This is a genomic window from Paraburkholderia sp. EG287B, from assembly GCF_040965595.1.
Classification (GTDB): Bacteria; Pseudomonadota; Gammaproteobacteria; order Burkholderiales; family Burkholderiaceae; genus Paraburkholderia.
This window is the reverse complement of record NZ_JBFRCG010000007.1, coordinates 352,869-377,770: the sequence shown is the minus strand read 5'-3', so window position 1 is coordinate 377,770 and position 24,902 is coordinate 352,869. Positions and strand designations below refer to the sequence as shown.

23 protein-coding genes and 1 pseudogene are annotated in these 24,902 nt (G+C 62.8%); 12 read left to right on the top strand and 12 right to left on the bottom strand.

What is annotated here, in order from left to right:
• Positions 1-430: 430 nt before the first annotated feature.
• Both AB4Y40_RS15100 and AB4Y40_RS15095 read right to left on the bottom strand, forming a co-directional pair.
• Entirely contained in the window at positions 431-658 is a 228-nt protein-coding gene (locus AB4Y40_RS15100) for a hypothetical protein (protein ID WP_368688375.1), read from the bottom strand.
• Between the two features lie 226 nt (positions 659-884).
• Positions 885-2,216, bottom strand: coding sequence for a PLP-dependent aminotransferase family protein (locus tag AB4Y40_RS15095; protein ID WP_368688374.1), 1,332 nt, complete (start codon positions 2,214-2,216; stop codon positions 885-887).
• Between the two features lie 90 nt (positions 2,217-2,306).
• Between AB4Y40_RS15095 and AB4Y40_RS15090 the strand changes: the two genes are divergently transcribed.
• Positions 2,307-2,903: a DJ-1/PfpI family protein gene (locus tag AB4Y40_RS15090; protein WP_368688373.1), complete on the top strand. Its 597-nt coding sequence runs from the start codon at positions 2,307-2,309 to the stop codon at positions 2,901-2,903.
• 101 nt (positions 2,904-3,004) lie between these two features.
• Complete coding sequence (locus AB4Y40_RS15085; RefSeq protein ID WP_368688372.1) at positions 3,005-3,439, top strand: MarR family winged helix-turn-helix transcriptional regulator; 435 nt, start codon at positions 3,005-3,007, stop codon at positions 3,437-3,439.
• Positions 3,440-3,470: 31 nt separating this feature from the next.
• Here the strand turns inward: AB4Y40_RS15085 and AB4Y40_RS15080 are convergent, their stop codons facing one another.
• Complete coding sequence (locus AB4Y40_RS15080; protein WP_368688371.1) at positions 3,471-4,247, bottom strand: enoyl-CoA hydratase-related protein; 777 nt, start codon at positions 4,245-4,247, stop codon at positions 3,471-3,473.
• A gap of 598 nt (positions 4,248-4,845) precedes the next feature.
• Between AB4Y40_RS15080 and dinB the strand changes: the two genes are divergently transcribed.
• Positions 4,846-5,991 carry a DNA polymerase IV gene (gene dinB, locus AB4Y40_RS15075; RefSeq protein WP_368688370.1) on the top strand — a complete coding sequence of 382 codons (1,146 nt, stop codon included), beginning with the start codon at positions 4,846-4,848 and terminating at the stop codon, positions 5,989-5,991.
• Between the two features lie 49 nt (positions 5,992-6,040).
• Here the strand turns inward: dinB and AB4Y40_RS15070 are convergent, their stop codons facing one another.
• Entirely contained in the window at positions 6,041-7,816 is a 1,776-nt protein-coding gene (locus tag AB4Y40_RS15070) for a phospholipase D-like domain-containing protein (RefSeq protein WP_368688369.1), read from the bottom strand.
• A 122-nt stretch (positions 7,817-7,938) separates the two neighbouring features.
• Complete coding sequence (locus tag AB4Y40_RS15065) at positions 7,939-8,682, bottom strand: FadR/GntR family transcriptional regulator (protein ID WP_368688368.1); 744 nt, start codon at positions 8,680-8,682, stop codon at positions 7,939-7,941.
• Positions 8,683-8,990: 308 nt separating this feature from the next.
• Between AB4Y40_RS15065 and AB4Y40_RS15060 the strand changes: the two are divergent.
• From AB4Y40_RS15060 to AB4Y40_RS15035, 6 genes and pseudogenes are all read left to right on the top strand, one after another.
• Positions 8,991-9,543: pseudogene (locus AB4Y40_RS15060) on the top strand (hypothetical protein).
• An 82-nt stretch (positions 9,544-9,625) separates the two neighbouring features.
• Positions 9,626-10,747 (top strand): branched-chain amino acid ABC transporter substrate-binding protein, encoded by a 1,122-nt coding sequence (locus tag AB4Y40_RS15055; protein ID WP_368688367.1) that lies wholly within the window; start codon positions 9,626-9,628, stop codon positions 10,745-10,747.
• 20 nt (positions 10,748-10,767) lie between these two features.
• Entirely contained in the window at positions 10,768-11,775 is a 1,008-nt protein-coding gene (lhpH, locus tag AB4Y40_RS15050) for a trans-3-hydroxy-L-proline dehydratase (protein WP_368688366.1), read from the top strand.
• A gap of 193 nt (positions 11,776-11,968) precedes the next feature.
• Positions 11,969-12,274 carry a hypothetical protein gene (locus tag AB4Y40_RS15045; protein WP_368688365.1) on the top strand — a complete coding sequence of 102 codons (306 nt, stop codon included), beginning with the start codon at positions 11,969-11,971 and terminating at the stop codon, positions 12,272-12,274.
• 62 nt (positions 12,275-12,336) lie between these two features.
• Positions 12,337-12,564 (top strand): hypothetical protein, encoded by a 228-nt coding sequence (locus AB4Y40_RS15040; RefSeq protein WP_368688424.1) that lies wholly within the window; start codon positions 12,337-12,339, stop codon positions 12,562-12,564.
• 71 nt (positions 12,565-12,635) lie between these two features.
• Positions 12,636-13,034 carry an H-NS family nucleoid-associated regulatory protein gene (locus AB4Y40_RS15035; RefSeq protein ID WP_342918827.1) on the top strand — a complete coding sequence of 133 codons (399 nt, stop codon included), beginning with the start codon at positions 12,636-12,638 and terminating at the stop codon, positions 13,032-13,034.
• A gap of 41 nt (positions 13,035-13,075) precedes the next feature.
• Here the strand turns inward: AB4Y40_RS15035 and AB4Y40_RS15030 are convergent, their stop codons facing one another.
• The 6 genes from AB4Y40_RS15030 to AB4Y40_RS15005 form a co-directional block, all read right to left on the bottom strand.
• Positions 13,076-13,714 carry an NUDIX hydrolase gene (locus AB4Y40_RS15030; protein WP_368688364.1) on the bottom strand — a complete coding sequence of 213 codons (639 nt, stop codon included), beginning with the start codon at positions 13,712-13,714 and terminating at the stop codon, positions 13,076-13,078.
• 10 nt (positions 13,715-13,724) lie between these two features.
• Positions 13,725-14,450 (bottom strand): haloacid dehalogenase type II, encoded by a 726-nt coding sequence (locus tag AB4Y40_RS15025; RefSeq protein ID WP_368688363.1) that lies wholly within the window; start codon positions 14,448-14,450, stop codon positions 13,725-13,727.
• Between the two features lie 279 nt (positions 14,451-14,729).
• Positions 14,730-15,950 carry a PLP-dependent aminotransferase family protein gene (locus AB4Y40_RS15020; RefSeq protein WP_368688362.1) on the bottom strand — a complete coding sequence of 407 codons (1,221 nt, stop codon included), beginning with the start codon at positions 15,948-15,950 and terminating at the stop codon, positions 14,730-14,732.
• A 186-nt stretch (positions 15,951-16,136) separates the two neighbouring features.
• Positions 16,137-17,309: an NAD(P)/FAD-dependent oxidoreductase gene (locus AB4Y40_RS15015; RefSeq protein WP_368688361.1), complete on the bottom strand. Its 1,173-nt coding sequence runs from the start codon at positions 17,307-17,309 to the stop codon at positions 16,137-16,139.
• 106 nt (positions 17,310-17,415) lie between these two features.
• On the bottom strand, positions 17,416-18,915 hold the full coding sequence (locus AB4Y40_RS15010; protein WP_368688360.1) for an aldehyde dehydrogenase family protein: 1,500 nt from the start codon (positions 18,913-18,915) through the stop codon (positions 17,416-17,418).
• Positions 18,916-19,166: 251 nt separating this feature from the next.
• Positions 19,167-20,318, bottom strand: coding sequence for a branched-chain amino acid ABC transporter substrate-binding protein (locus tag AB4Y40_RS15005; RefSeq protein ID WP_368688359.1), 1,152 nt, complete (start codon positions 20,316-20,318; stop codon positions 19,167-19,169).
• 473 nt (positions 20,319-20,791) lie between these two features.
• On the opposite strand from AB4Y40_RS15005, the gene AB4Y40_RS15000 reads away from it, so the two are divergent.
• Complete coding sequence (locus AB4Y40_RS15000) at positions 20,792-21,415, top strand: helix-turn-helix domain-containing protein (protein WP_368688358.1); 624 nt, start codon at positions 20,792-20,794, stop codon at positions 21,413-21,415.
• A gap of 10 nt (positions 21,416-21,425) precedes the next feature.
• On the opposite strand, the gene AB4Y40_RS14995 is transcribed toward AB4Y40_RS15000, so the two are convergent.
• Positions 21,426-22,451: a DUF1338 domain-containing protein gene (locus AB4Y40_RS14995; protein WP_368688357.1), complete on the bottom strand. Its 1,026-nt coding sequence runs from the start codon at positions 22,449-22,451 to the stop codon at positions 21,426-21,428.
• A 155-nt stretch (positions 22,452-22,606) separates the two neighbouring features.
• Here AB4Y40_RS14995 and AB4Y40_RS14990 point away from each other — a divergent pair, with 155 nt between their 5' ends.
• Positions 22,607-23,518 carry a LysR family transcriptional regulator gene (locus tag AB4Y40_RS14990; protein ID WP_368688356.1) on the top strand — a complete coding sequence of 304 codons (912 nt, stop codon included), beginning with the start codon at positions 22,607-22,609 and terminating at the stop codon, positions 23,516-23,518.
• Positions 23,519-23,620: 102 nt separating this feature from the next.
• Positions 23,621-24,862, top strand: a complete 1,242-nt coding sequence (locus AB4Y40_RS14985; RefSeq protein ID WP_368688355.1) for an NAD(P)/FAD-dependent oxidoreductase — start codon at positions 23,621-23,623, stop codon at positions 24,860-24,862.
• Positions 24,863-24,902: the final 40 nt, after the last annotated feature.

The window sequence follows — 24,902 nt, the reverse complement described above, 5'->3', positions numbered from 1 at the left end:
GGCGAGATATCGCCGCAGGCTAAACGACCGCTGCACTTCAAATATTCCCGCTCGACGCAAAAAATTTCCGCCAGCCACCCGGTCGCGGGCATGGTTGCGCGAGCCAGAGACGAGCGAGTGGGGGCATGCCCATGACGGTTTTCACCCTGTTTGCAGGCTCGTGGCGACGCTATTCACAATTCGTCGTCGTTGATGACTCATCCAAAGTCCAGATTTAATGCGGTTGAATGGGACAGATGAGTGCGCTGTCGAACGACAGAGGCCGTTTGGTTTTTTGGACAGCGCTATTAGGCGGCCTGAAACGGATAGCACGCTGCCGATCGCGGTCGCGCAGTACCCATCGAGATGTGGCACGGTGGCAGCAGGTTCGACTTGTGTGTTATTCGCCCCTTTCGTCTCGCGCCGCCACGGCACCGCCGCATTCACTCGTTCACACCGCGATCTCTGCCGGAATGTCCCGCACCACCTCGGTCAACTTGCCCGAACTGATTTCGTAGAAGAAACCATAGAGCTTGACGTGCTTCGGCACTGCCGGGCTCGCACGAAGCAACTTGATGTCATAGTTGAGCGACTCCTCGAAATCCATGATGGCGAGGCTATCGTGATCGAACAACTTCGAGATATCAGCGTGATGATGATCGTGATACTCCTCGACCATCAGATCCGGCGTCAGGGTGAGGACATCTGTTCAAAAAGACCACTTTTGAAAAAGCTCGCACAGCCGATTTGCGCGAGCACTCTCCGAACTGGCGGTTTAAATGGCTGTTGAACCTCGAAAGCAGCCGTTTTTTGAACGAGGCGACGTTCGTCCGTCAGGGGTTGTTTGCGGCCTTCGGGGATGTACCCGAAACCTGCCAGACATATCCCGCCATCCCGCACTCCGTTCAATACGTATATTCGGCAACCACACGAGCCACTGTCTCCAGCGACCGCTCGAGCGTGGCCAGATCGACGGAACCGATGGCGAGGCGAATGGCGTGAGGCACATAAGCCGACGTCGAAAACGGCAGTGCGGTCGCCACGGAAATTCGTTCGCGCATCAACGCCATCGCGATCGCGTCGGCGCGGACCTCGGGTTCGAGTGGCATCCAGATGAAGTACGACGCTGGGTGCCCTATTCTCTTGAGCGGACCCAGCACTTCGGCGGCAAGGCGCTGACGTATCGCAGCATCGCGCCGCTTCTCGTCTTCGAGCCTCGCTGCCGTGCCGTCTTCCATCCAGCCGCACGCGATGGCTGTCATGGTCGCCGGCGTGTTCCACGTCGTCGCCCGGATCGTCCGTTCGAACCTCGGCACCCATTCGTGCGGTGCGTGGATGAATCCGATGCGCAGACCCGTCGCAACACTCTTCGACAGGCTCGACACATAGACCGTTGTCTCCGGCGCGAGCGATGCCAGCGGCGGCGGCGCATCGTCCGCGAGGAACGCATAAGCGGCGTCCTCGATCAGGATCAGCCCATGTCGTCGTGCGATGGCGACGAGCTCGCGGCGCCGCGTCGCGCTCATCACCCAGCCGAGCGGATTGTGCAGGGTCGGCATCGTGTAGACGGCGCGCACCTTGCGCCGCTTGCACAAGGCCGCCAATGCGTCCAGATCCGGGCCGCGTCCGGCGGCCGGGATCGGTGCGAGTTCCAGCCGGCTCGCCTCGGCAGCCAGCTTGAACCCCGGGTAGGTCAGCGCGTCCACCGCTACCACGTCGCCGGGTTCGAATAACGCCATCGCCGTCGTCGTCAGTCCATGCTGCGCGCCGCTCACGAACAGCGTGGTTTCGGTGCTGGCTTCCAGGCCCCGGCAGGCCAGGTGACGCGCCGCCGTCGCCCTCTCGTGTTCGCGTCCGCCGTGGGGCTGGTAGCGGAGCAGCGACTCCAGGTCACCGGCCGCCGCGAGCTGGCGCAGCGCTGTCCTGAGCAGGTCGGTCTGATCGGGCGACGACGGATAGTTGAAGCTCAGGTCCACGGTGTCTGCGCCCCACGCATGCAGATCGATGCCTTGTCCGCGGGGCAGCGGCTCCTTGACGAAGGTGCCGCGGCCGGTTTCGCCGCTGACGAGCCCCATCGCCTGCAGCTCGGCATAGACACGCGTTGCCGTGACCAACGCCAGGCCCTCGCGCGCAGCCAGCTCGCGGTGCGTGGGCAGACGCGTGCCGGGACGCAGACGGCCCGCACGGATTTCGGCGGCGAGCCGATCGACCAGCGGTTTGTAGCGGGGTTCCGGCATGGCCCAATGTATCCATGACAATAATTTGATTGTATTGATTGTCCGCCCTACCATGGCTCGACACAACCGCTTCCACCGTATGAGGGCGCCATGCACATCGCCATTCTGACCTTCGAAGGCTTCAACGAACTCGACTCGCTGATCGTATTCAACCTCCTCAACCGGGTCCGGCAACCCGACTGGCGGGTTTCGATTGCCAGCCCGGCGTCCAGTGTGCGTTCGATGAATGGGCTCGTGCTGGAGGCGCAAATTTCGCTAAACGAAGCATGCGAAGCCGACGCGGTGTTGATCGGCAGTGGCGTACGGACGCGCGACGTCACCGCCGATCCCGCGCTGATGTCGCAACTCAGGCTCGACCCAACGCGCCAGCTGCTTGGCGCGCAGTGCTCCGGCACGCTGATACTCGCGAAGCTGGGCCTGCTGCAGGGCGTTCCCGCATGCACGGACCTGACTACTACGCCGTGGGTCGAAGAGGCGGGTGTAGCCGTGCTCAATCAGCCGTTCGTGGCCAGTGGGAATGTCGCGACGGCGGGCGGGTGTCTCGCATCGCACTATCTCGCGGCCTGGGTGATCGCGCGCCTCGCCGGCGTCGAAGCTGCGCGCAGCGTGATCCACCATATAGCGCCAGTGGGAGAGAAGGAAACCTACTTGACCCGCGCGATCGCGAACATTTCGCCGTTCCTTTAATCGCAAGCCACTGACCGTCTATGCGCCTCATCGAAAGGGCCGATCACCGCATGATATAATTCGCACGCGAACTAAATCGCACATATTTTATCTGCGCGGAAATGAAACATCGCCTCGTCTTTCTATTGAATGTGGGACAGCGCCGGCTGCAACGGTGGTCGCAAACACGTGCGGCCGGCGGCGGCGTCACAGCAGCCCAGGCGGGGCTGCTGTTTTTTTTGGGTGAGCACAACGGCGCACTCATGAGCGAAGCCGCTGCCGCGCTGGATCTGGGCGCACCAGGCATGAGCGGTCTCGCTGACCGGACAGAAAAGGCAGGGTTGATCGAACGTCGGGCCGACGAGACCGATGGCCGGGCGTCGCGCCTGTGGTTGACGGAGGCAGGACGTACCGCGCGCCAAAAGTCGAAGCTGCGCATGAAAGACTTGAACGCCAGATTGACCGAAGGCTTTACGGAAGCGGAGATCGACGTCGTGGCGCGATGGCTGACCAGCCTGCAGACGAAGTTTCCGCTCGCCGAAGACGGCGACGCGTAACCTCGACCGTGGCCGGTCAGCAAGGCACTGGCTAGTGCTGGGCAACCCTCGCGAAGTCCGGCTTGCGCTTCTCGGCAAAGGCCGCGAATGCCTCCCTTGCCTCGGCGCTCGTCAGCCGCTCCTGAAACTTCGCGCTCTCGCTGTCCATTTGCGCAACCAGCGTTTCGGCTTCGCGCATCAGCTTCTTCATGGCGCTCAGTGAACCGGCCGGCTTGGCGGCGATTCTTTCGGCCATCCTGCGTGCATCGTCGCGTAGTTGCTCCTTTGCGCAGACCTTGTTGGCAAGGCCCCACGCGACAGCGGTTTGCGCGTCGAGCGACTCGCCCAGCGCAAACATCTCGAAGGCCCGCACGTGGCCCACGCGCAGCGGCAGCAGGTAGCTGGACGCCGCCTCGGGGACGAGCGCGAGATTGACGAACGGGGTGATCAGTTCTGCGTCCGGCGCGAGCAGGACGTAGTCGCAGTGCAGCAGCATCGTCGTGCCGATACCGACCGCCTTGCCCTGGACCGCCGCGATGATAGGCACGCTCGACTTCGCCAGGGCATGCAAAAAGCGATGCACGTGTCGCTCACTGGGCCCCTTACCCGATGCTATGGCTGCGAACTCGCCCACATCGTTGCCCGCGGTGAACATGTCTCCGTCCCCTTGCACCAGCAATACGCGCACACGGCTGTCGTGCTCCGCGTTCTCGATGATGTCGGCCAGCGTGCCATACATCTCATTCGTCAATGCATTCTTCTTGTCCGGTCGGGCAAGCGTAATCGTCAGAATGCCGTCGGCTTGATCGACGTGAATTTCCGCGCTCATGTGCTCTCCTGAAATTTAGTTTGCATGCGAAGTATATAGGTAGTTCGCATGCAAAGTAAATCGGAGGGTCGATGCCATGCAATTTGGGGCCGGCTCGCGAACCCCGCTCCTGATGACGTGTGAATGCTGAATCTCTAGCGGACCGGAATTCGACCAGGTACTCCATTCGCGACGTCGCGCCACTCCTCGCCCGCACGCAGGCTCCGTAGCATTGAGGCATTACGAAACAGACAAGCAACCGGAGGACTGAACATGCTTATTCTCACCGCCGTTATCGTGATCGCCGGCGTGGCGATCTGGAGCGTCTACCGGCGTTTGCATTCGCGCCAGGACTGACACCATGAGAGGCTGTTTCACCGGCCTCGTCGCAGCAGCCCGCCACGCCGGCGGGCTTTTTTTGTTTCCGCGCCCAGGTTTGTGGGGAGGCCACATAAGAAGACGTTTGCGAACCCTTGCGCACTCGAAAAATATCTCCGAATCAGATTCAGCATCCCGACAAAATTACTGTATAAATGTACAGTTCCGGGAATATCCGCAAAACGCAACGTAGCGTGTCGGTCGCGCGGAGCCATCGAGAGCTATTTTTGAGTACCAAGGCATGCCAGATGATCGGCGCATAGCCCACATCGACATGGACGCATTCTTTGCGTCGTGTGAACTTTCGCAGTATCCCGAACTACGAGGCAAAGCCATGGTGGTTGCCGGTCGTCGCTCGGACGCGCCCCGAACGAAGCCGGACGGCACACGCGAGTTCTCGCGGCTACGCGACTATGTGGGCAGAGGGGTTCTGACGACCGCGACCTACGAGGCTCGCGCACTCGGCGTTCATTCCGGCATGCCCGCGATGAAGGCCGCCCGGTTAGCGCCGGATGCGATTCTCCTTCCAGTGAACTTCGACCTCTACCGAACCTACTCGCGACTGTTCAAGGATGCCGTCCGGTCAATCAGTTCGAGCATGGAAGACGTTGGAATCGACGAGGTCTACGCAGATGTTTCACTCACGAATGGGGATTCCGAGGCAATCGCGCGCAAGCTCAAGTCCGCGGTCTTCGAAGCCACCAATCTCACCTGCTCCGTCGGCATCGCGCCAAACAAGCTGCTTGCCAAGCTGTGCTCCGATATGCAAAAGCCGGACGGCATCACCATCCTGACGCTGGAGGACGTGCAATCGAGGATTTGGCCAATGGCCGCAAACAAGATCAACGGCGTCGGCCCCAAGGCGGCCGCCAGGCTCGCGTCTTTTGGAATCGCGACGATCGGTGAGATCGCTGCACGCGACGAGCACTGGCTCGTCGAGCACTTTGGACGAAGCTACGGGGCGTGGCTGCGCAGAGTCTCACACGGACTCGATGACAGGCCGGTGGTGACGTATAGCGAGCCTGTCTCGATGAGTCGCGAGACCACGTTCGAGCGCGATCTACACGCGGTGCGGCACAGACAGGAACTCAGCGCCGCTTTTACCCGCCTATGCGAACAGGTGGCGCTCGACCTCCAGCGCAAGGGCTATCTGGCGAGGAAGATCGGCATCAAGCTGCGCTTCAATGACTTCAAGACAGTCACGCGTGACGTCACGCTTCCTGAGCCTATTGATGATGCGAAAGCGTTGCGGCGCGCGGCGACCGAGTGCCTGAAAAGAGTCGAACTCGTTAAATCCATCAGGCTGCTGGGCGTCAAGGCCGGCAACCTCCAGCACGCCGGAGAAGCTTCCGGTAACGAGTCGCCTCAATTCACGCTGGATTTTTAGCCGGCAACGCGCAGCGCCCTCGTCGTGCGAGGCGTGCCCGGTGACGGCATCAGCTGGCCGGGTCTGAAGCCAACGCAATCCGTGCCTTCTCCTCTGGACTATTCGCCTTGTAATACTTGTCGGCCCATTTACGGTCAGGCAGCAACAACAGCCGCTGCACGGTTCTATGCTGCTGCTCCTCGATGCGAACGGCGCGGGCACGATAGTGCTCGTATAGCCGCATGAATTCAGCGAGGTAAATGCCGGCGATGCGCGTGTCTTTTATTTCGAGCAGATTCTCGTCGTTGAAATGCTCGGAGTTGTTGCTCATGTTGGCCGAGCCCGTGTAGACAATCGGATTGTCTCCTTCGGCGTCGATCACAATGAACTTGTGGTGGATGATGACCGGAGCGTAACTGGGCGCGACTTCGCCAGGAAAGAGCCGCAGCTCGGGTTCGAATCCTTCGGGCACGGTTGCCGGGGAAAAGTACGATGCGTCGATGACGTCGCGGTTTTCCCTGCTTCGATGATAGAGCGCGAGGTTTGCCAGCGCAGTCGTGCTCGCGGCTTCTCCCGCTTTTTGCGCCTCTTGCGCATTCTCAGCGGACTTTTCGCTAATGTTGTTGACGAGCCCGAACATCATCAGCCCCTTGTCGCCGGCGGCAAAGGAGGCGTCGCGAAGCGGTTCGTCGGTCGGCATGAAGAGGCAAAACAGGACGGAGTGCTGCGCCTTTCCTATCGCTTCGACGATGGTATCGATCTGGGTACGTCGGGTTTTCGTTTCCGGCGAGAAGCAAACACGCACCGCTGCGCTTCCCACCGTCACGGAATCGGACCAGCCATTCGTGAGTTCCGCGGTCTGGTTGATCGGCGGATTGCTGGCAATGGCTTTCGTTCTGTCGTCGTACAGTTTCGCGAGGTCGGCCGAATCGAATAGGTGAAGCACGTTGGCCTGTTCCGTAATGCCTTCCGTCGTGAAATTCGCAGACCCTGCCACGACGAACGCCGGGTTGCCTTGCCGATCGCCCCGATCCGTCACGATGAGCTTGTCGTGCATGATATGCGTCTTGTCGCGCGGGCAGAACGTCACGACGCTGCCTAGTTCATCGACCGCGGGTTGATTCGGTGATGGTGCGGGCGGCTTGCCTTTTTCGCGAACCAGGTGCGAGTCGTAGACGACGGCGACATTCGCTTTGCCGTGAGCACTCCCAAACTCCTTGAACGCCGGGATCGCCCAAAGCGGGTCAGTCAGGTGATAGACGGCAGCCGCCGCGCGCGACGCGTCCAGGAATATTTCCTTGAACACGAGCTGCATGTCGTTGGCGAGCCATGTTCGAAGTTCAAGCGCCTGTGCGGCCGGCGGCGCGGTATGCGGGTCGATTCCCATGGCCTTCACCTGTCGTGCGAAAGCCTGTGAGCTCACCACCGCACGGTTGAACCAGGTACCCACGCCGTCTTCGATATGCGCCGGAAGCGTGACGTCAACCGAACTCGCCTCCGCGGTCAACAGATTCACATTGTCCGGCGTACCGACCACCGGATAGACCGTGTACTTGAACTGCTTGCCTCTGTCGGCCTCTTCGATACGCGCGTCCCACCACATGAATTTTTGAATCGGCGCGATGTTCGAAGGCGCATCGGGCTTCCCATCCGGCACCGGCCCGTTGAAGGTGATTCGATTGGGGAGCCAGCTGCTCGCCTCATGGGTCTTTCCGTCCGGGCTCGTGAAACCCGGGGCCCGCTCAATGGCGAAACCGAGGAAGTCGGCACGTGTCGCACCGTCTGGCCAGTCGAGCGCGAGTAAGACCAGCGTCGGGGAGAGATAGCTGCGGACCTTCGTCGACATCGTTGACCTCTGCTGTGTTAGCCAAAGGCCCCAGTTTCAACCATCAGTTTGTTGAAACGGTGAACGAAGTATGTTGCCTGGATGTCGTTTCGATGACGCTGCCCAGAGACGCGACAAACTCACTACTGCGGTGTGATATCTCTTTGCACGCGATGAATATGCTGCTCGACATAGAACGCCGCCGCATCGGCGTCTCCGCAGACAATGGCTTCGTAAATCAGCCGATGCTCGGCAACGTACAGTCGAATGCGAGCCGGGTCGTAAATCCCGTCGTCCTTGAGCCGCTTCCACAGCGACTGGTCCATGGTCGATGCGATTTCTTCCGCGAGCTTTGCTAGCAACGCATCCCCCGTCATCACCGCCAGCTGACGATGAAAGAGCCGGTCGCTGTTGTTCCACAGCGCGCGCTCTTCGGGCGTCGCCACCTCCGTCAACGTCTCCATCTGGTCCAGATAGTGCTCGGCCAGCCGGTCTCGCTGTTTGCGTGCCGCCGCTCGCCTTGCAATGGCGGGCTCGAGGATCAGGCGCACGTCGAGCGTCGCCGACGGGCTGAAGTCCGATGTGGATTCCCCGGGCTGCGTTTCCACGCTCGGCGCTGCGGCGAGAATCTGGTCGGCCGTGGATGCCACGTAAGTGCCCGAGTTGCGCTTCGTCACAACCAGGCCCTCGTTTTGCAATTGTCCGATGGCTTCGCGCGCGGCAGGCCGCCCAACGCCAAACAGCGTGGCCAGTTCGCGCTCCGACGGTAACCGGGCATCGGGCAGGAATCGGCCGCTGCGGATCTCGGCCCGGATCTTTTCCGACACCTGCTCGTAAATCTGCAGGGGCCGAAAGTTGCCTTCAAGTTCGAAGCGAGCGGATGCCATCGTGTGTTCCCGGTGCGGCGTGAGGTGGTTCTCAAATATACCACTTTCGCGACCACTTCCTGATGCCCACTACGGCGCGTCCACGCTAAAAATCGGGAAACTCCGAACCACCTTTCCGCCTCCATTGCGACTTTTTGGTCGGATAAAAGTCCACGTCGACACCAGATCGGCACAGATTGGCTTGCCATTCACCCACTAGTGGTATAGATTCGTTCCACACCGCTCCCCGAGAAATTGGCCGGACTGAAGCCAGAAAGCCCCTGGCCGCATGCATCCGCTTTTCGACGCCCAGAACCCAAGGCTTCCGAATGACCTCACGCGACGTCCGAAATTTCGACGCGGCCGCGACGGCTGCGCTGCTGGACTACCGCCTCCTCGTACGCGCGCTGGCCGAGACCGTCGTCGAATACGGCGCCGGCAAGGTCGTCAGCCCCGAGCGTCTGGTCATCCCCATCCAGCAAGGCGGCTTGATGCTGTCCATGCCGGCGAGCGCGCCAGACATCGCCATCCACAAGCTGGTCAATGTCTGCCCGACCAACACCAGTCGACAGTTGCCGCCAATCACGCGGAAGCCCTCGCGGCCATCTTCCCGGAGGCGCAGTTGCGGGCAAAGGGCCGTTCGAAGGCCGATGCGGACGAATTCGTTGCGATGGCAGTGCCTGGGTGGTCGATGACCCCGTCGGCGCGAAACACGAAGCCGGTGACCTCATCCAGGCCAACGTGGACTGGAACGCTGTTTCCCCGCTGGCCAACGCCCTCTCCGGAGAATTCCACGCGACGAAACCCATTCTCTTCAAGAGCGTAGGCTGTGCAGCATGGGACCTGGCGGCATGCCGGGTCGCTCGCGACGCCCTGCGCTAAACGTCGTTCGTGACGGCGCCGCGCCGTCACAGCAGCAGTGCAAGTCCGCTTTCGCCTGGCAGTCCAATAATCCGGAGACATCATGCGCCATCTCGCCACCACCCTCGCCGTCGTCACGGCCGCCGGCTTCGCCCTCACCGCACAAGCTCAAACTGTCGCCACCATCGGTCACTCGGCGCCGCTAACGGGCCCGCAGGCGCCGAACGGCAAGGACAACGAAAATGGCGCCCGCCTCGCCATCGACGAACTGAACAAGAGCGGCGTGACGGTCGACGGCAAGAAGGTGACCTTCAAACTGGATTCGGAAGACGATCAGGCGGACCCGAAGGTCGGCGTCCAGGTCGCGCAAAAGCTCGTCGACAGCGGCGTGGTTGCCGTCATGGGTCCATACAACTCCGGCGTGGCGATTCCGGCATCGCGTGTCTATAACACCGCCGGCATTCCGATTCTCCCCGTCGCTTCGAATCCGGCGCTGACGAAACAAGGCTTCAAGAACATCTTCCGTATCGGCGCAAGCGACGAGCAGTTGGGCGGCACGATGGGCCAGTTCGCCGCGAAGACGTTGAAGGCGAAAACCGCGGCGGTGATCGACGACCGCACGGCGTACGGGCAAGGGGTGGCGGAGCAGTTCATCAAGGAGGCGAAAGCGAACGGCATCCAGATCGTCGACCGGGAGTTCACCAACTCGTCGGCGACCGACTTCCTGGGCATCCTTACCACCATCAAGGCGAAGAATCCCGACGTCATCTTCTTCGGCGGATACGCGGCTCAGGGCGCCCCGATGGCCAAGCAGATGCGCGCACGCGGACTGCGTGCGAAGTTGCTGGGCGGCGACGGCATCTGCTCGGCCGACATGGGCAAGGTCGCGGGCGAAGCCGCGTCGATCGTGTATTGCGCGCAGGGTGGCGTCGCGCTCGACAAGACTGCGGCGGGCCGTGACTTCCTGAAGAAGTACAAGGACACCTACCACACCGACACGCAGGTCTATGCCGTCAACTACTACGACGGCGTGAAGCTGCTCGCCGACGCAATGGTCAAGGCCGGCACCACCACCGACAAGGCGAAGCTCGTCGCCCAGTTGGCGAAGACCGACTACAAGGGCGTTGCGGGCACTTACTCATTCGATGCAAACGGCGACCTCGTGGGCGCGCCGACGACCGTCTACATCATCAAGGACGGCCTGCCGGTTCCGTACGGTCAGTGAGCCAATAGCGTAAAGACATCATGAAGACTACTCGTACCATTACGACCGTCGAAGTGCATACCGGCGGCGAAGCGTTCCGTATCGTCACCAGCGGATTGCCTCGCCTGCCCGGCGACACGATCGTGAAGCGTCGTGCGTGGCTCAAGGAAAACGCCGACGAAATCCGCACCGCGTTGATGTTCGAGCCGCGCGGTCACGCCGACATGTACGGCGGCTATCTGACCGAACCGGTCAGCCCGAGCGCCGACTTCGGCATCATCTTCCTGCACAACGAGGGCTACAGCGACCACTGCGGACACGGCGTGATCGCGCTGTCCACCGCAGCGGTCGAGCTTGGCTGGGTGCAGCGCAGTGTTCCGGAAACGCGTGTCGGCATCGACGCTCCCTGTGGCTTTATCGAAGCGTTCGTTCAGTGGGATGGCGAACACGCCGGCAACGTGCGATTCGTGAACGTCCCCTCGTTCATCTGGAAGCGCGATGTCACTGTCGAGACGCCGTCCTTCGGCACGGTGAAAGGCGACATCGCTTTCGGCGGCGCGTTTTATTTCTATACCGACGGTCAACCGCATGGCCTTGCCGTGCGCGAGTCGTCGGTCGAGGAACTCATCCGCTTCGGCGCAGAGGTGAAGGTAGCCGCGAACAACGCCTACCCTGTCGAGCATCCCGAGATTCCCGAAATCAACCACATTTACGGGACCATCATCGCCAACGCACCGCGCCACGAAGGCTCGACGCAAGCCAACTGCTGCGTATTCGCGGACCGCGAAGTGGACCGCTCGCCGACCGGCTCCGGCACGGGTGGACGCGTCGCCCAGTTGTATCTGCGTGGCGAACTCGGCAAGGACGAGACGCTCGTGAACGAGTCCATTATCGGCACGGTCTTCAAAGGTCGCGTGCTCAGCGAGACGACCGTCGGCGACTTCCAGGCAGTGATCCCGGAAGTCGAAGGCAACGCGTTCGTGTGCGGCTTCGCGACCTGGATCGTCGACGAACGCGACCCGCTGACTTACGGGTTCCTGGTCCGCTAGCCCCTTCCTCCTCGTGGTACCCGTTGGCGCGGAACGCTGTGAATCAGCGTCCGCGCTTTTTTACGTATCGCAACAATCGAAATAACGCGCCGTTACGAAACTCGCACCGCCGTTGCACTTGTGTCCGGTCCCGCCGCCTACACTCCGAACCGTGCTGACCAGAAACGCACGACACGTGCGGAGGAGTAGTGAAATGAAAAGGACGATTCTCGGCGTGGTACTGGGCGCGGCCGCACTGGCTGCTTCGAGCGCAGCGTTTGCGCATGTCGATCTGGCCGTGGGGGTCAACCTGCCTGGCGCCGCCTACGCCCCGGCTGAACCGGTGTACGTTGCTCCGCCGCCCGTTGCCTACGCGCCTCCTCCGGTTGCGGTGGCCTGGCGCGGCGACGATGACTGGCGCGCGCGTCAGTGGCGGGAGCACGAATGGCGCGAACACGAGCGTCGCGAACACCAATGGCGTGAGCGCGAGTGGCACGACAATGGCCGCTGGGGCAACTGAGCCGGTTCCAGAACTCAAATCTCACACAAGTGTTTATCATGAACATCAATAATCGAATTAGAATGCTTGCCGCGGCGGCCACTTTGGGACTGGCGGCCGCCGGAAGCGCACATGCCGCCGGCTGCCTCAAAGGCGCTGTCGTGGGTGGCGTAGCCGGACATTATGCGGGCCACCACGCCGTTGCTGGAGCCGTTGGCGGCTGCATCGTGGGGCATCACGTTGCGAAAAAACATGCGGAGGATTGGGCTGCGGAACATGAAGCCGAACGCTCCCAGAAGCCAAGCACCTGATTCCCGCTGGACCTTTCGCTACCGCCGCCAGGGACGCCTATTCAAGCTGTGATATCCTGGCGGCACGCGACTTGCGCTATATTCTGCTCAAGAGTTGCATTCAGAGCGAAGCACAACTAGAAATGGACGAACGAAAACGCGAAAGCATCGTGGCCTATCTGCGGCGTCGGATGGCCGAATTTGGTATTGAACCCGAAGATATCGCCGCATCCATTGCGGCAGACGCCGCGCAAATGCGCGCCGCACGTTACCGGGATGCGGCTGGCCACACGTGGGACGGCAAGGGCGACGCCCCGCGGTGGGTGGTGCAGGCGACGAGCGCGGGGCAGTCGCTCGAGCATTTTGCCGTCGGCGAGGCGGCTGAACCTGAACAGCAGTCAGTGAAAACCCCAAGCGTGGATTGGCGCAAGGACCCCTTTGCCGGCAGCCGCCTGGCAACCGTCAGAGCGGAACACTCCGGCGCCGCCTGAAGCATCACCGTTAGCTGCCGCCCCGGCGTCAACGAGAAACTTCAGTCGAATTCGACGCCACTGTTATTGCGCAGCGCATCCAGTCGTCGAATTTGTTCCGGCAGAATCCGGCCTTGCGACAAGGCTGGAAGGTCATCGATATCGAAGAATTGAACGGCGTCGGTTTCGGCGCCGGCTATTTCCCCTGCGCGCACGATTTCCCCGAGGAAAACCAGCTTCCAGATGTGAAACACGGAAGGCGGATGTCCGTGCTTGAGCATGTCCCACACGGCCAATAGTCGAACGATATTCACGGTGTAGCCGCTTTCTTCACGCGCCTCCTTTGCCGCGTTCTCAGCGGGGGAAACGCCTACGTCGGCCCAGCCGCCGGGCAGGGACCACAAACCATCCACGGCCTCTCGCACGAGAAGGATCTGACCGGACGGATTGAAGACGGCGCATCGGACATCGAGTTTAGGATTCGCGTATCCCGTTTCGAAAGCAAACAGCGCGGCGACATCGCCGGTTTGCATCGACGCCATTTCCGCGAGTTGATGATGCGCGATGCCGGCGATTTCCGTATACCGTTCCGTGTCGAACGGGCTCGTCGCGTAATGCAAACCCGATTGCGCAAGCGCCAGTAGCCGGCGCGCCTGCGCAAGACGTGTTCTCAGCGATTCCTGTTCGGCGGGCGTGGGCATTTATACCGCCTTACTTCTTCGCCGCGGCTTTCTGATGCGCCTTCGCAAAGTCCGCCATGCTGTTGAAGCGGAAGGCGACGTTCGGCTGCCAGCCGGGATTCATGGTCGCGCCAAAGCCCGGCTGCGAATGACGGCGGTAAATCCAGCACGACGCCAGACCAAACTCACTGGCAGGCTTGTGGTCGTGGAAAAGACTTTCGGCAGTGTGAAGGATTTTTTCCTTCTTGATGCCACGCTCGCCCAACTTCTCGAGCATGTATTCGAAGTTTCGCGGCGATGGCTTGTACGAGCCGATATCTTCCGCCGTGAAAATGGCGTCGAACGCGACCTGCAACCTTGCGTTGCTGTAGCTGAAGGTCTCGTTGTCGACGTTGGAGAGTATGACCAGCTTGTAGTGCTTTTTCAGGTACTGAAGCGCGGTTACGGTGTCCTCGAATGCCGGCCAGTTCCGCACCGACCGCCCGTACGCCATGCACTCCTCGTGCGTGAACGACAGTCCCCATTCCTCGGCCAGTCGCTTGTAGACGATCGGTAGCAGTTCCTGGTATCGCTTGGCCGGTGTGTATTTCTGCTGCGACGACTCGTGGCGCGCATGGGCCTCCAGAACCTGGTCCCTCGACAGCGGCGTCCTGGCCCGTTCGATCAGGGACTCGAGGCCGGCGAAGATGCCGCTTTCCCAGTCGATCAACGTGCCGTAGCAGTCAAAAGTCAGTGTGTCGAAGTCGGTCAAATCCACGGGTACTCCTTTCGGAAGTGCATGGCGGTGATCGCAGTCGAGGAAGCGTTTCTGGAAAGCATCGACTGTTCGCGCGTAAGCTTCTCGGCCAGATCGGTGTCCTTACGCGCAATCGCGACGATGATCTCCGTTGTTCCGCTGGTCAATAACTCGGCATCTCACTGTCGGCCGCTTCCTTTGAGCTGTCAACCAGGCGGTTGCCCTTACGTGAAGCGCTTCGTCGAGCTTGCGCAGTCGGTTGCGTAACGGGAAACGCGCGGCATTGGAGCCGCGCGAAATTTAAACAGATGCCGACGTGACGTCCGCCGTGCGCGTGGCATGCGTGGCCCGCTTCAAACGCGCCACGCCCTCGCGAATCTCGTCCACGTTCGGCGCAGCGAACGAAAGGCGCAGCGACGCGGTATCCGGCGCGTCGGCGAAAAACGCCTTGCCGGGAACGAAAATCACCTTGTTCGCAATCGCATTCGGCAAGAGCGCATCGATCGCCACGCCCGGAATACGCGCCCACACGAACATGCCGCCTTCGGGCTGATGAAACGCGATCTCGTCGCCGAACTGCGCGCGCAAGCCATCGCAAAGCGCCTCGCATTTGCGCTGATACGCCTGCGTGATGTGCGGAAGATGCCGTTCGAGCGCGCCCGCCGCCAGATAGTGCGCGGCGATGGCCTGGGTCCACGGCGTACTGCACAGGTCGACGGTCTGCTTGGCGATCACGCAGCGCCGCGCGATTTCGGCGGGCGCGACGGTCCAGCCCACGCGCAAACCAGGCGCGACGACTTTCGAAAGACTCGAGAAGTGCACGACCCAATCGCGCGCGCCCGGCACCTCGCTCGCCAGCGCCAGCATCGACGGCACCGCATTGCCCGCGAAACGCAAATCGCCGTACGGATCGTCCTCGACGATCACGAAGCGGTACTGAACGGCAAGACGCAGGAGCGCAAGGCGCCGCTCGCGCGTGAGCGTGGCCCCGGTGGGATTCGCGAAGGTCGGCACCGTGTACAGCAGCTTTGGCCGGACGATCGCGCCCGAAGCGAGCCGCGCGGCGAGTTCGTTCACGTCGAGACCGTCGCCGTCTACCGGTATCGTCACGACGTGCGCCTGCTGGAGCCTGAGCGCCTGCAGCGTGGCCGGATAGGCGGGCTGCTCGGTCAAGGCCGTGTCGCCCGCATTGAGCAGCACGCGCAACAAAAGGTCGAGGCCTTGCTGCGACCCCGTTGTGACGAGCATCTCCTCAGGAGCGCAGGTCGCACCGCGGCGCGCCATCAGCGCGAGCAGCTGCGTTTTCAGTTCGGGCAAACCGTCGGTCGGACCATATTGCAGGCAGCGCGTGGAAGCCTGCCAGGCCTCCGCCGCTGCCGCCTGCAGGCCATCGGTGTCGAACAGGTCGCTGGCCGGATAGCCGCCAGCGAAGGAAATCATGCCTGGCTCTCCCAGGTACTTGAACAGCTCGCGAATGGGCGAACCGGCGGGATGCTGAAAGGGCGCGGTGAAATCGTACATGGCGGACATGGAGTCGATGGCGGTTAAGCGCGGCAACGGAAAAGCTTCGATTGTGGTCAGCCCTCACGGGCGTATCAAACGAAATCTATTCACCACGTCATGCGGTTTGCTCATCAAGCCGTCGCGCAATGAAAAAAGCCCGTGAAATCACGGGCTCCTTTTTTGTGCAGGCTAACTGCCCCGCAGTCACACGACGTTCTTTTCGACGATCGGCCGGTTTTCCAGTACGCGCGACCAGTCGAGCGAAGACAGATCGAGCGTCGTGTAGCGGCCGTTGAGGATCAACTCGCTCACGCCACGCCCGGTTGCCGGCCCCTGCTGCAGACCGTGCCCGCTGAAACCATTGGCAAACACGCAATTGTCGATGGCCGGGTGATAACCGATGATGGCATTCTGGTCGAGCACGTTGTACTCGTAATAGCCGGACCAGCAATTCTCCACGCGCAGCGCCTCGAAGCCCGGCACGCGGTGCGCGAGCGTGGGCCAGATCACGTCGTCGAAGATGGCGTGATCGACTTCGTCGAGCGGCAGATCGTTGGGGTCGTTCTCCGCACTCGGCGACGTCCCGGTGATGTACGTCTTGCCCTCGGGGCGGAAATACACGCCGGACGGATCGATCAGCAACGGGCACGCGGCGAGCCGCGCCGGCGACGACACGTTGAAAATGCTGCGGCGGCGCGCATACACCGGAATGTCGATGTCCATCATTTCCGCGAGTTTGCGCGCCCACGCGCCGGCTGCGTTCACGAGCGTGTCGCACGCATGGCGTTCGCCGTCGCTCGCGATCACGTGCGTGACCTTGCGGCCGCTGCGCACGACGCCGGTGACATCGGCCGGCACGTAGCGCGCGCCGAGCGACTGCGCCTTCTTGCGCAACGCCTGCACGAGGCCGTAGCCGTCGAACCAGCCCTCGCCGCTGCGGCCATACGCGCCGCTTGCGAGATCCTCGACGTTGAGCCACGGAAACTTCGCGTGCAGCGCGTCGCGCGACATCAGTTCGATGTCCGCGCCAAGACGCGTTTGCAGCGCGTGATTTTCGCGCAGCGTCGCATCGCCCGCTTCCGTGGCGAGGAAAAGATAACCGCCCTCGTGCAGATCGATCGACGGACGGCTGCCGTTCACTTCGAGCCGCTCGCCAATGCCGCGCAGAAACTCGATGCCGAACAGCGACATCTGGATCGACAGCGGCGTGGAAAACTGCTGCCGGATCGACGCGGCAGAAAGCGCCGACGACGAGCGCGCATAGCTCGGGTCGCGCTCGAACACCGTCACGGAAACCGTTGGGTCGGCTGCGCGCAGAAAGTAAGCAATAGAACTACCGATTACCCCGCCGCCAACGATAACGACTTGAGAACTCACGACTTGCTCCAAATTGCGGATAACTGCGGCGCGCATGGATGGGGTTTGCGCGAATCGATCCCTCGACCGGGTGCACGATGCCCCCGGTCCCGTACTTCAAATGCGCTTATTCGACGTTGAAGTCGATGCCCTGTGCGAGCGGCAGCGCCGACGAATAGTTGACCGTGTTGGTCGCGCGGCGCATATACGCCTTCCACGCGTCGGAGCCCGACTCGCGACCGCCGCCCGTTTCCTTCTCGCCGCCGAACGCGCCGCCGATCTCCGCGCCGCTCGGCCCGATGTTCACGTTCGCAATGCCGCAATCGCTGCCCGCGGCCGACGTGAAGCGCTCGCTCTCGCGCAGATCCGTCGTGAATACGCACGACGACAGGCCATGGTGGGCGGCGTTGTTGGCGTCGATGGCGTCGCCGAAGTCGCTGTACTTGAGGACGTAAAGGATCGGCGCGAAGGTTTCCTTCAGGACAACTTCGGTTTGCGACGGCATCTCGACGATCGCCGGGCGCACGTAGAAGCCCTTCTCGTTGCCCGCCACCGAATGGCGTTCGCCGCCGAACACCTTGCCGCCTTCGCGCTTCGCCTGCTCGAGCGCCGACTGCATGCGGGCGAACGATTGCTCGTCGATCAGCGGCCCCATCAGCGTGCCCTGCTCCAGCGGATTGCCGATCACCACCTTGCCGTAGAGCGTCTTCAGGCGCTCGACTGCCTTGTCGTACACGCTCTCGTGCACGAACAGGCGGCGCAGCGACGTGCAGCGCTGGCCGGCCGTGCCGACCGCCGAGAACAGGATGCCGCGCAGCGCGAGTTCGAGATCGGCCGTGGCGGAGACGATGCCCGCGTTGTTGCCGCCCAGTTCGAGCAGCGAGCGGCCGAAGCGGCGCGCGACCTCGACGCCGACGGTGCGGCCCATTTCGGTGCTGCCCGTTGCGCTGACGATGTTCGAGCGCGGATCCGCCACGAGTTTGGCCCCCACTTCACGGCCGCCCACCACGAGGCTCGTGAGGCCTTCGGGTGCGTCGCCGAATTCCTTCAGCACGTCCTGCATGATCTTGTTGACGGCAACCGCGGTGAGCGGCGTCTTTTCCGAAGGCTTCCAGACCACGGCGTTGCCGCACACGAGCGCGAGCGCGGCGTTCCACGACCACACGGCGACCGGGAAATTGAACGCGGAAATCACGGCACACACGCCCATCGGGTGCCACGATTCGGCCATGCGGTGGCCGGGACGCTCCGATGCAATGGTCAGACCGTAAAGCTGACGCGAGAGGCCGACCGCGAAGTCGCAGATGTCGATCATTTCCTGCACTTCGCCCAGGCCTTCCTGGAAGATCTTGCCGGTTTCCAGCGAGACGAGGCTGCCGAGCGCGCGCTTCTGTTCGCGCAGCTTGTTGCCGAGCAGGCGCACGAGTTCGCCGCGACGCGGCGCGGGCACGTTGCGCCAGCTCTTGAACGCCTCCTGCGCCTTCGCGAGCGCGGCGTCGACGTCGGCGGCGGACTGGCTCGCGACGCGGCCGATCAGCTCGCCGTTGATCGGCGAATGCACGGCGATGTCGCCCGCTTCCGCGAGTTGGGAAATACCGAGATCCGAGAGGATGGAGGAGGCTTTCATAGGTAGAATCCCTTAAAAAATTTCCGATACGAAACATTGCTACTTTAGGAAACTATACACGCGCAATTTTGCGGCGACAACACGAAAATCCTCGGGAATTTCGCCATGTCGCGTGTATCGCTTCCGCCCGGCTTTTCGCCATGAAAATGGCATGAGGCTGCCCTGCGGGCGGGCCCTCGATTTCCTGTTGGAAACAATGGATTGGGCGCCGGCAGTGCCGGCGCCCTTCAAGGTAGCAGAGGCGAGTGATCTCAGTCCGCGGTGCGCGTCGTGACAGGCACCCACGCCACGTTCTTGACCTGATACAGCGTCGAACTCGGGCTCTTCAGGTCGCCCTGGGCATTGAAGGCGATCTTGCCCGTAATGCCGTCGTAGTTCGTGGCCTTAAGTGCAGCGTTGAACTGTGCCGGATTCGCCGAGCCGGCCTTCTCCATCGCCGTGATCGCGACCCACGCCGCGTCGTAGGCGAACGGCGCGTAGGCGAGCATGTCGATGCCGTACTTCTGCTTGAACTTCGCCTCGAAGCCCTTACCCTTGGGCAGCGTGCCGAGCGGCTGGCCGTATTCCCACACCGAGGCGCCATCGGCGGAATCGCCGGCGAGCTTGATGAAGTTCGCGTCCATGACGCCGCCGCCCGCGAGGAATTGCGCCTTCAGGCCGAGCTGGCGCATGCGCTTGACGATCATGGCGGCCTGCGCGTCGAGGCCGCCGAAGAACACGAGATCCGGATTCGTGCGCTTGATGCTCGTGAGTTGGGCGCTGAAATCGACCGCCTTGTCGTTCGTGAACTCGCGCGCGACGATCGTGCCGCCGCTTGCCTTCACGGCCTTCTCGAACTCGTCGGCCTCGCCCTGGCCGAAGGCCGTGCGGTCGTCGATGATGGCAATGCGCTTCGCCTTCGTCACCGTCGCCGCATAGTTGCCCGCGTTGCCGGCGTTTTGCGAGTCGGTGGCGATCACGCGGTAGATGGTCGGCGCGCCGCTTTGCGTGATGGCCGGGTTGGTGGCGGCCGGCGTGATCATCGGAATGCCCGCCTTCGCGTAGATCTTCGAGGCCGGCAGCGTGGTGCCCGAATTGAAGTGGCCGATCACGACGGCCACGTTGTCGTCCACGAGTTGCTGCGCGACCTGCACGCCAATGCGCGGATCGCTCTGGTCATCCTGCGAATCGATCACGAACTTGACCGGCTTGCCGCCGATGGTGGGATGCGCGGCATTGGCTTCGTCCACGGCCAGACGCACGCCGTTCTCGATGTCCTTGCCATACGCGGCGCCGCCGCCCGTGAGCGGGCTGGCCACGCCGATCTTCACGACCATTTCCTGCGCGCTCACCGCGCCGGCAACCAACATCAACGACGCTGCGATCGCGCAGCCACGACGAGAAGCGAGGAAACGAGGAGACATGCGAAATTCCTTCGGGATCTGGAGCCGGCACGTGATGCGTCCGAATGGTCGCTCGGACCTTCGGCGCACTGGATTCGTCCCGCGATGCTGAGCGGCGGGACGTAAGCGGATTGTCGGCAGCCGTTTCGGTGGCATCAAACGAAATCTATTCACCACGTAATGCGCTTTTCTCATCAAGCCCGTGCACGCGGGGAATACGGCAACGCGTGACGCAGCCCCGCAGGCATTGGGAGATACCCGATAGCGCCGATATGCCCGCTTGTGCGTGGGTGTCATGCGAAAGCGCGTTGTGCACGCGCCATGCCTTGCGCCGTCTGGGTTTGCCTCAGAAATCATCAACTTCCGGATGGTCGATTTACTTAGCCATGCTTGTTAATCGCCGCATGACGCAGCAAACTCGCGCGATACGCAAATGTTATTATCGGAAACATAGAGTACGATACGAACCACCAGCGAACACCCCGAGTTCCCGAATGGAAACCCCGTCCCTCAAGCCCGCCGAGAATGCTTCGGCGGAACTGGGCAAGCGCGTCAAGGCGGCCCGGCTGAAGCTCGATTACACGCTCGAGGCCGCCAGCCGCGTGTGCGGCGTGTCGCGCTCCACGCTCTCGAAGGTGGAAAACGGCGTCATGTCGCCCACGTTCGACGTGCTGCAGAAGATCGTGCACGGTCTGAAGATCGACCTCGGCGAACTGTTCGGCTCGGCGCCCAGGCCGCGCGCGAGCGGACGCCGCGCACTCACCCGCAAGGGCGGCGGGCAGCAGCATTCGGCAGGCTGCTATCAGATGGAGTTGCTGGCCACGGAACTCGCCCACAAGGCGATGCACCCGTTTCGCATTCGCGTGACGGCGCACTCGCTCGACGAGTTCACGGAATGGGGCCGGCATGAAGGCGAAGAATTTCTCTTCGTGTTGAGCGGCTCGGTCTGCCTCTACTCCGAGCTTTACGCGCCGACGCATCTCGAAGCCGGCGACAGCCTCTATTTCGACAGCCGCACGGGGCACGCGGCCGTCTCCACGAGCGAAGAGGACGCGGAAGTCCTCTGGCTCATCAACGAGCCACACCCGGACACGCAGGACGGCGCGCCGGGCGTGTGATCCCTCAAGCTTATGCGGCGTTCGCGGTCATCTTGAAGATGCCCGTGGCGTTGCCCGCATCGAAGCGCAAATCGGTCTGCCAGCGCCGCGTGGCCTGATCGAACGTGCGCTTGCGCGTGATGAACTCGTAGAACGAGCCCGGCACCTCGCGCGTCACGCGCTCGCCGTCCGCCGCGCGGAACTCGCGCTGCACGGTGTCGGCGCGATACGCCGTCTGAAACACACGGCCCGAGCGCGAGGTCTCGACGCTGGGCTTCATCGGGCGCCCCTTGGCTTTCTCGTCGTCCGAAAGCTTGAATACGTCTTCCACACGGTCGGTCGCGTGATTGAAGGCGTTGCCTTCCGTTGCGATCCACGCCATTTCCGCCGATTCCCGCAGCAATGTCTCGTAGTCCGAAATAGACGGCACTTCGTGCTGTCGCGCGAACGCCCCGACGATCACGGGCAGCAGCTGCAGCGCCGCGTCGAGCGGCAGCGAGCCGTCGCGTTCGAGTTCGGAGAGCTGCGCCATGGCCAGCGGCGTAAGCGGGTCTTTCGACGCCCCCACCACGTTCGTCACAGCTTGCTGGAACGCCGCCGAAAAGCGCTCGGGGTGCAGCTCGCTCACGAAGAACTGCGCGATCTCGTCGGGCGCGTCTTCGTGGGCGTAGGCGCGTCCCGTCATGCCGAGCTTGTCCAGCGGATAGCGGCCATTCAGGCGAAAGCCGAGCGGACGCAGGATGCGCGTGAACGCCGCTTCGCCGGGCGGCAGCGCACCGCTCTGCGCCCAGCGCACCGTGCGCAGCGCGCCATGGTCGAAGTACACCGCGCCGCCCTGCGCCACCGTGTCGTTCGTGTACGTGCGGCCGTTGGGCGAGCGCTCGAGCAGGTCTTCGAACAGCGCCATGTTCATCGCCTGGGCGAGTTCGGCGCGCGTGACGGTGCCGCTTTCCCAGTCGGCGAGCGTCGACGGAAAGTTCAGCGTTGCAAAGAGGGTTTCAGTTTTCTCGCGGCCCAGCAGTGCGGACAACAAGCGTTCTACGTTCGAATTGCGCATCACCAATCTCACAGGAAACGACCGCGTGGCAGCGGTCATCAAACGGGCCTCTGGCCATCGGTTTCGGCCAACTATACGTAAAACGCATTATTCAAATGGTTGCGCGCCGCGTAAAGCGAGATTAAATTGTCACTTGATGAGTTTCTGGAATCACCATGCGCAAGTTCAAGATCCCGAACATCGGCGCGCTGACGGCCTTCGAAGCCGCGGCGCGGCACGAGAGCTTCACTCACGCCGCCAAGGAGCTGTTTCTCACCGAAAGCGCGGTCTCGCGCCAGATCGCTACGCTCGAATCGAATCTCGGCGTGCGCCTCTTCGTGCGCGCCAAACAGCGGGTCGTGCTCACACGCGCGGGCCGGCTCTATAGCACCCAGGTGCGCCGTGCGCTCGAAAACCTCGATCGCGATACGCTCTCCATCATCGCGCACGGCAGCGGCGGCGGTTATCTGGAACTCGCGGTGCTGCCGACCTTCGCGTCCGAGTGGCTGATTCCGCGCCTCAAGGACTTCTACGACCGCACGCCGGACGTGCGCGTGAACATGGGCGTGCGCACCGAGACGTTTTCGTTCGAGGAGTCGCATTTCGAAGCCGCGATCCACTACGGCAAGCCGACCTGGCCCGGCACGTCGTCCGACTTTCTGTTCGGCGAGGAAGTGGTGCCCGTCTGTTCGCCGTCGCTGCTCGCGCGCCCTGTCAAGAAGGCGCATGAACTGCTCGCCTACCCGCTGCTGCACTCCACCACGCGCCCCGACGCCTGGACGCGCTGGTTCTCCGACCTCGGCGTGGAAGACAACGCCACCATGCACGGCGTGCGCTACGAACTGCACACGATGCTGATCGCCGCGGCCGCCGCCGGCCTCGGCGTGGCGCTCGTGCCGAAGTTCTTCGTCGAAGGCCAGCTCGAGCGGTTCGGCGTCGTCATGCCGTTCGAAGCCCCGGCGATTGCCGATGGCGGCTACTACTTCGTCTATCCCACCGAACTCAGCCACGGCAAGCCACTGGAGCTGTTCCGCGCGTGGCTGCTCGAGCAGGCGAGCGCCTACAACGCTTCACAAGCGCAAGACTGATCGGCAGGTCGAACACGCGAGATGCACGATCAGAAAAAAGTTTCCTATAGGAAATAGTTGGGTTAGCATCGGACGAAATCACTTCTTCGTCGCGAGACTGACATGGAAGACGTCGTCGTCATCGGTGCGGGCATCATCGGGGCCAGCGCCGCGCTCAACCTGGCGCAGCGCGGCATGCGCGTGCATATCGTCGACAGCGCCCCGCCCGGTTCGGGCTGCTCGTTCGGCAACGCGGGCCTGATCGCGGTCGATCATCTCGCGCCGCTCGCGAGCCCCGAGACGATGGCCGGCCTGCCCCGCATGCTGCTGCGCCGCGACAGCCCGCTGCGCCTGCACAAGCGCAGCCTGCCGCGCATGGCGCCGTGGGTGCTGGAGTTCGCCGCGCAGGCGCAGCGCCCGCGCTTCCGGCGCAATACGCGTGCGCTCGCGAGCCTCGTGACCGGTGCGGCGCAAGCCTGGCGTCGTCTGCTGGATCAGCACATCGCCGTCGACCTCTTTCGCGACGTCGGCTCGCTCTACGTGTTCGAACAACCCGTTGCGCACGCAACGGAACGCGCGCAACTCGATCTGCTCGACCGGCACGGTGTGCGCTACGAAAATCTCGCGGCGGAGCAGGTGCGGCGCGACTATCTGCCGTCGCTCACGCCGCATATCAGCCATGCGCGCTACTTTCCCGGCATGGCTTCGGTCACGCATCCGCAGCAGGTCGTCGAGCGCATTTTCGGGGCCGCGCTCGCAGCGGGCGCGAGATTCACGAGCGCTACCGTCGACGCCTTGCGCGCCCTGCCCGACGGCCGTATCGACGTCACGCTGAACGGCGCGACGCACCCAGTTGCCAAGGTACTGATCGCGGCCGGCTCGCGCAGCGCCGAGCTCGCGCAGCAGCTCGGCGCGAGGATTCCGCTGACCAACGAGCGTGGCTATCACGTCCAGCTCGACGCGCCCTCGCAGGACACGCTGCGCGTGCCCCTGAGCTTCGTCGAGCGCGGCTTCACCTGCAACCCGATGGCGCAAGGCATCCGGCTTGCCGGCACCGTCGAACTCGGCGCGCGCGGCGCACCCGACTGGCGCCGCGCCGACATGCTCGCCACGCAGTTCCAGACGCTCTTTCCCGGCGCGCGGGCGGCGCAGGTCGCGAGCCGCTGGTACGGCGAGCGCCCCACGCTGCCCGACTATCTGCCGATGATCGGCGAGATGCGCGGCGCACGGAACGTGTTCGTCGCGACCGGCCATCAGCATCTGGGCCTCACGCTCGGGCCGCTCAGCGGCGAACTCGTCGCACAATTGATGGCGCACGAGACCCCCGCCGTCGATCTCGCGCCGTTTCGCATCGACCGCTTTTGAGGCCGGCGGCCGGAACGCACGCCGCCCCACCTACGCATCA

Coding starts and splice junctions, on each gene's coding strand:
- AB4Y40_RS15100 (WP_368688375.1), bottom strand. CDS start 658: ATGGTCGAGGAGTATCACGATCATCATCACGCTGATATCTCGAAGTTG.
- AB4Y40_RS15055 (WP_368688367.1), top strand. CDS start 9,626: ATGCGCCATCTCGCCACCACCCTCGCCGTCGTCACGGCCGCCGGCTTC.
- lhpH (WP_368688366.1), top strand. CDS start 10,768: ATGAAGACTACTCGTACCATTACGACCGTCGAAGTGCATACCGGCGGC.
- AB4Y40_RS15010 (WP_368688360.1), bottom strand. CDS start 18,915: ATGAAAGCCTCCTCCATCCTCTCGGATCTCGGTATTTCCCAACTCGCG.
- AB4Y40_RS15090 (WP_368688373.1), top strand. CDS start 2,307: ATGCACATCGCCATTCTGACCTTCGAAGGCTTCAACGAACTCGACTCG.
- AB4Y40_RS15085 (WP_368688372.1), top strand. CDS start 3,005: ATGAAACATCGCCTCGTCTTTCTATTGAATGTGGGACAGCGCCGGCTG.
- AB4Y40_RS15040 (WP_368688424.1), top strand. CDS start 12,337: ATGCTTGCCGCGGCGGCCACTTTGGGACTGGCGGCCGCCGGAAGCGCA.
- AB4Y40_RS15070 (WP_368688369.1), bottom strand. CDS start 7,816: ATGTCGACGAAGGTCCGCAGCTATCTCTCCCCGACGCTGGTCTTACTC.
- AB4Y40_RS15000 (WP_368688358.1), top strand. CDS start 20,792: ATGGAAACCCCGTCCCTCAAGCCCGCCGAGAATGCTTCGGCGGAACTG.
- AB4Y40_RS15080 (WP_368688371.1), bottom strand. CDS start 4,247: ATGAGCGCGGAAATTCACGTCGATCAAGCCGACGGCATTCTGACGATT.
- AB4Y40_RS15005 (WP_368688359.1), bottom strand. CDS start 20,318: ATGTCTCCTCGTTTCCTCGCTTCTCGTCGTGGCTGCGCGATCGCAGCG.
- AB4Y40_RS15065 (WP_368688368.1), bottom strand. CDS start 8,682: ATGGCATCCGCTCGCTTCGAACTTGAAGGCAACTTTCGGCCCCTGCAG.
- dinB (WP_368688370.1), top strand. CDS start 4,846: ATGCCAGATGATCGGCGCATAGCCCACATCGACATGGACGCATTCTTT.
- AB4Y40_RS14990 (WP_368688356.1), top strand. CDS start 22,607: ATGCGCAAGTTCAAGATCCCGAACATCGGCGCGCTGACGGCCTTCGAA.
- AB4Y40_RS15020 (WP_368688362.1), bottom strand. CDS start 15,950: ATGTACGATTTCACCGCGCCCTTTCAGCATCCCGCCGGTTCGCCCATT.
- AB4Y40_RS15095 (WP_368688374.1), bottom strand. CDS start 2,216: ATGCCGGAACCCCGCTACAAACCGCTGGTCGATCGGCTCGCCGCCGAA.
- AB4Y40_RS15030 (WP_368688364.1), bottom strand. CDS start 13,714: ATGCCCACGCCCGCCGAACAGGAATCGCTGAGAACACGTCTTGCGCAG.
- AB4Y40_RS15045 (WP_368688365.1), top strand. CDS start 11,969: ATGAAAAGGACGATTCTCGGCGTGGTACTGGGCGCGGCCGCACTGGCT.
- AB4Y40_RS14995 (WP_368688357.1), bottom strand. CDS start 22,451: ATGCGCAATTCGAACGTAGAACGCTTGTTGTCCGCACTGCTGGGCCGC.
- AB4Y40_RS14985 (WP_368688355.1), top strand. CDS start 23,621: ATGGAAGACGTCGTCGTCATCGGTGCGGGCATCATCGGGGCCAGCGCC.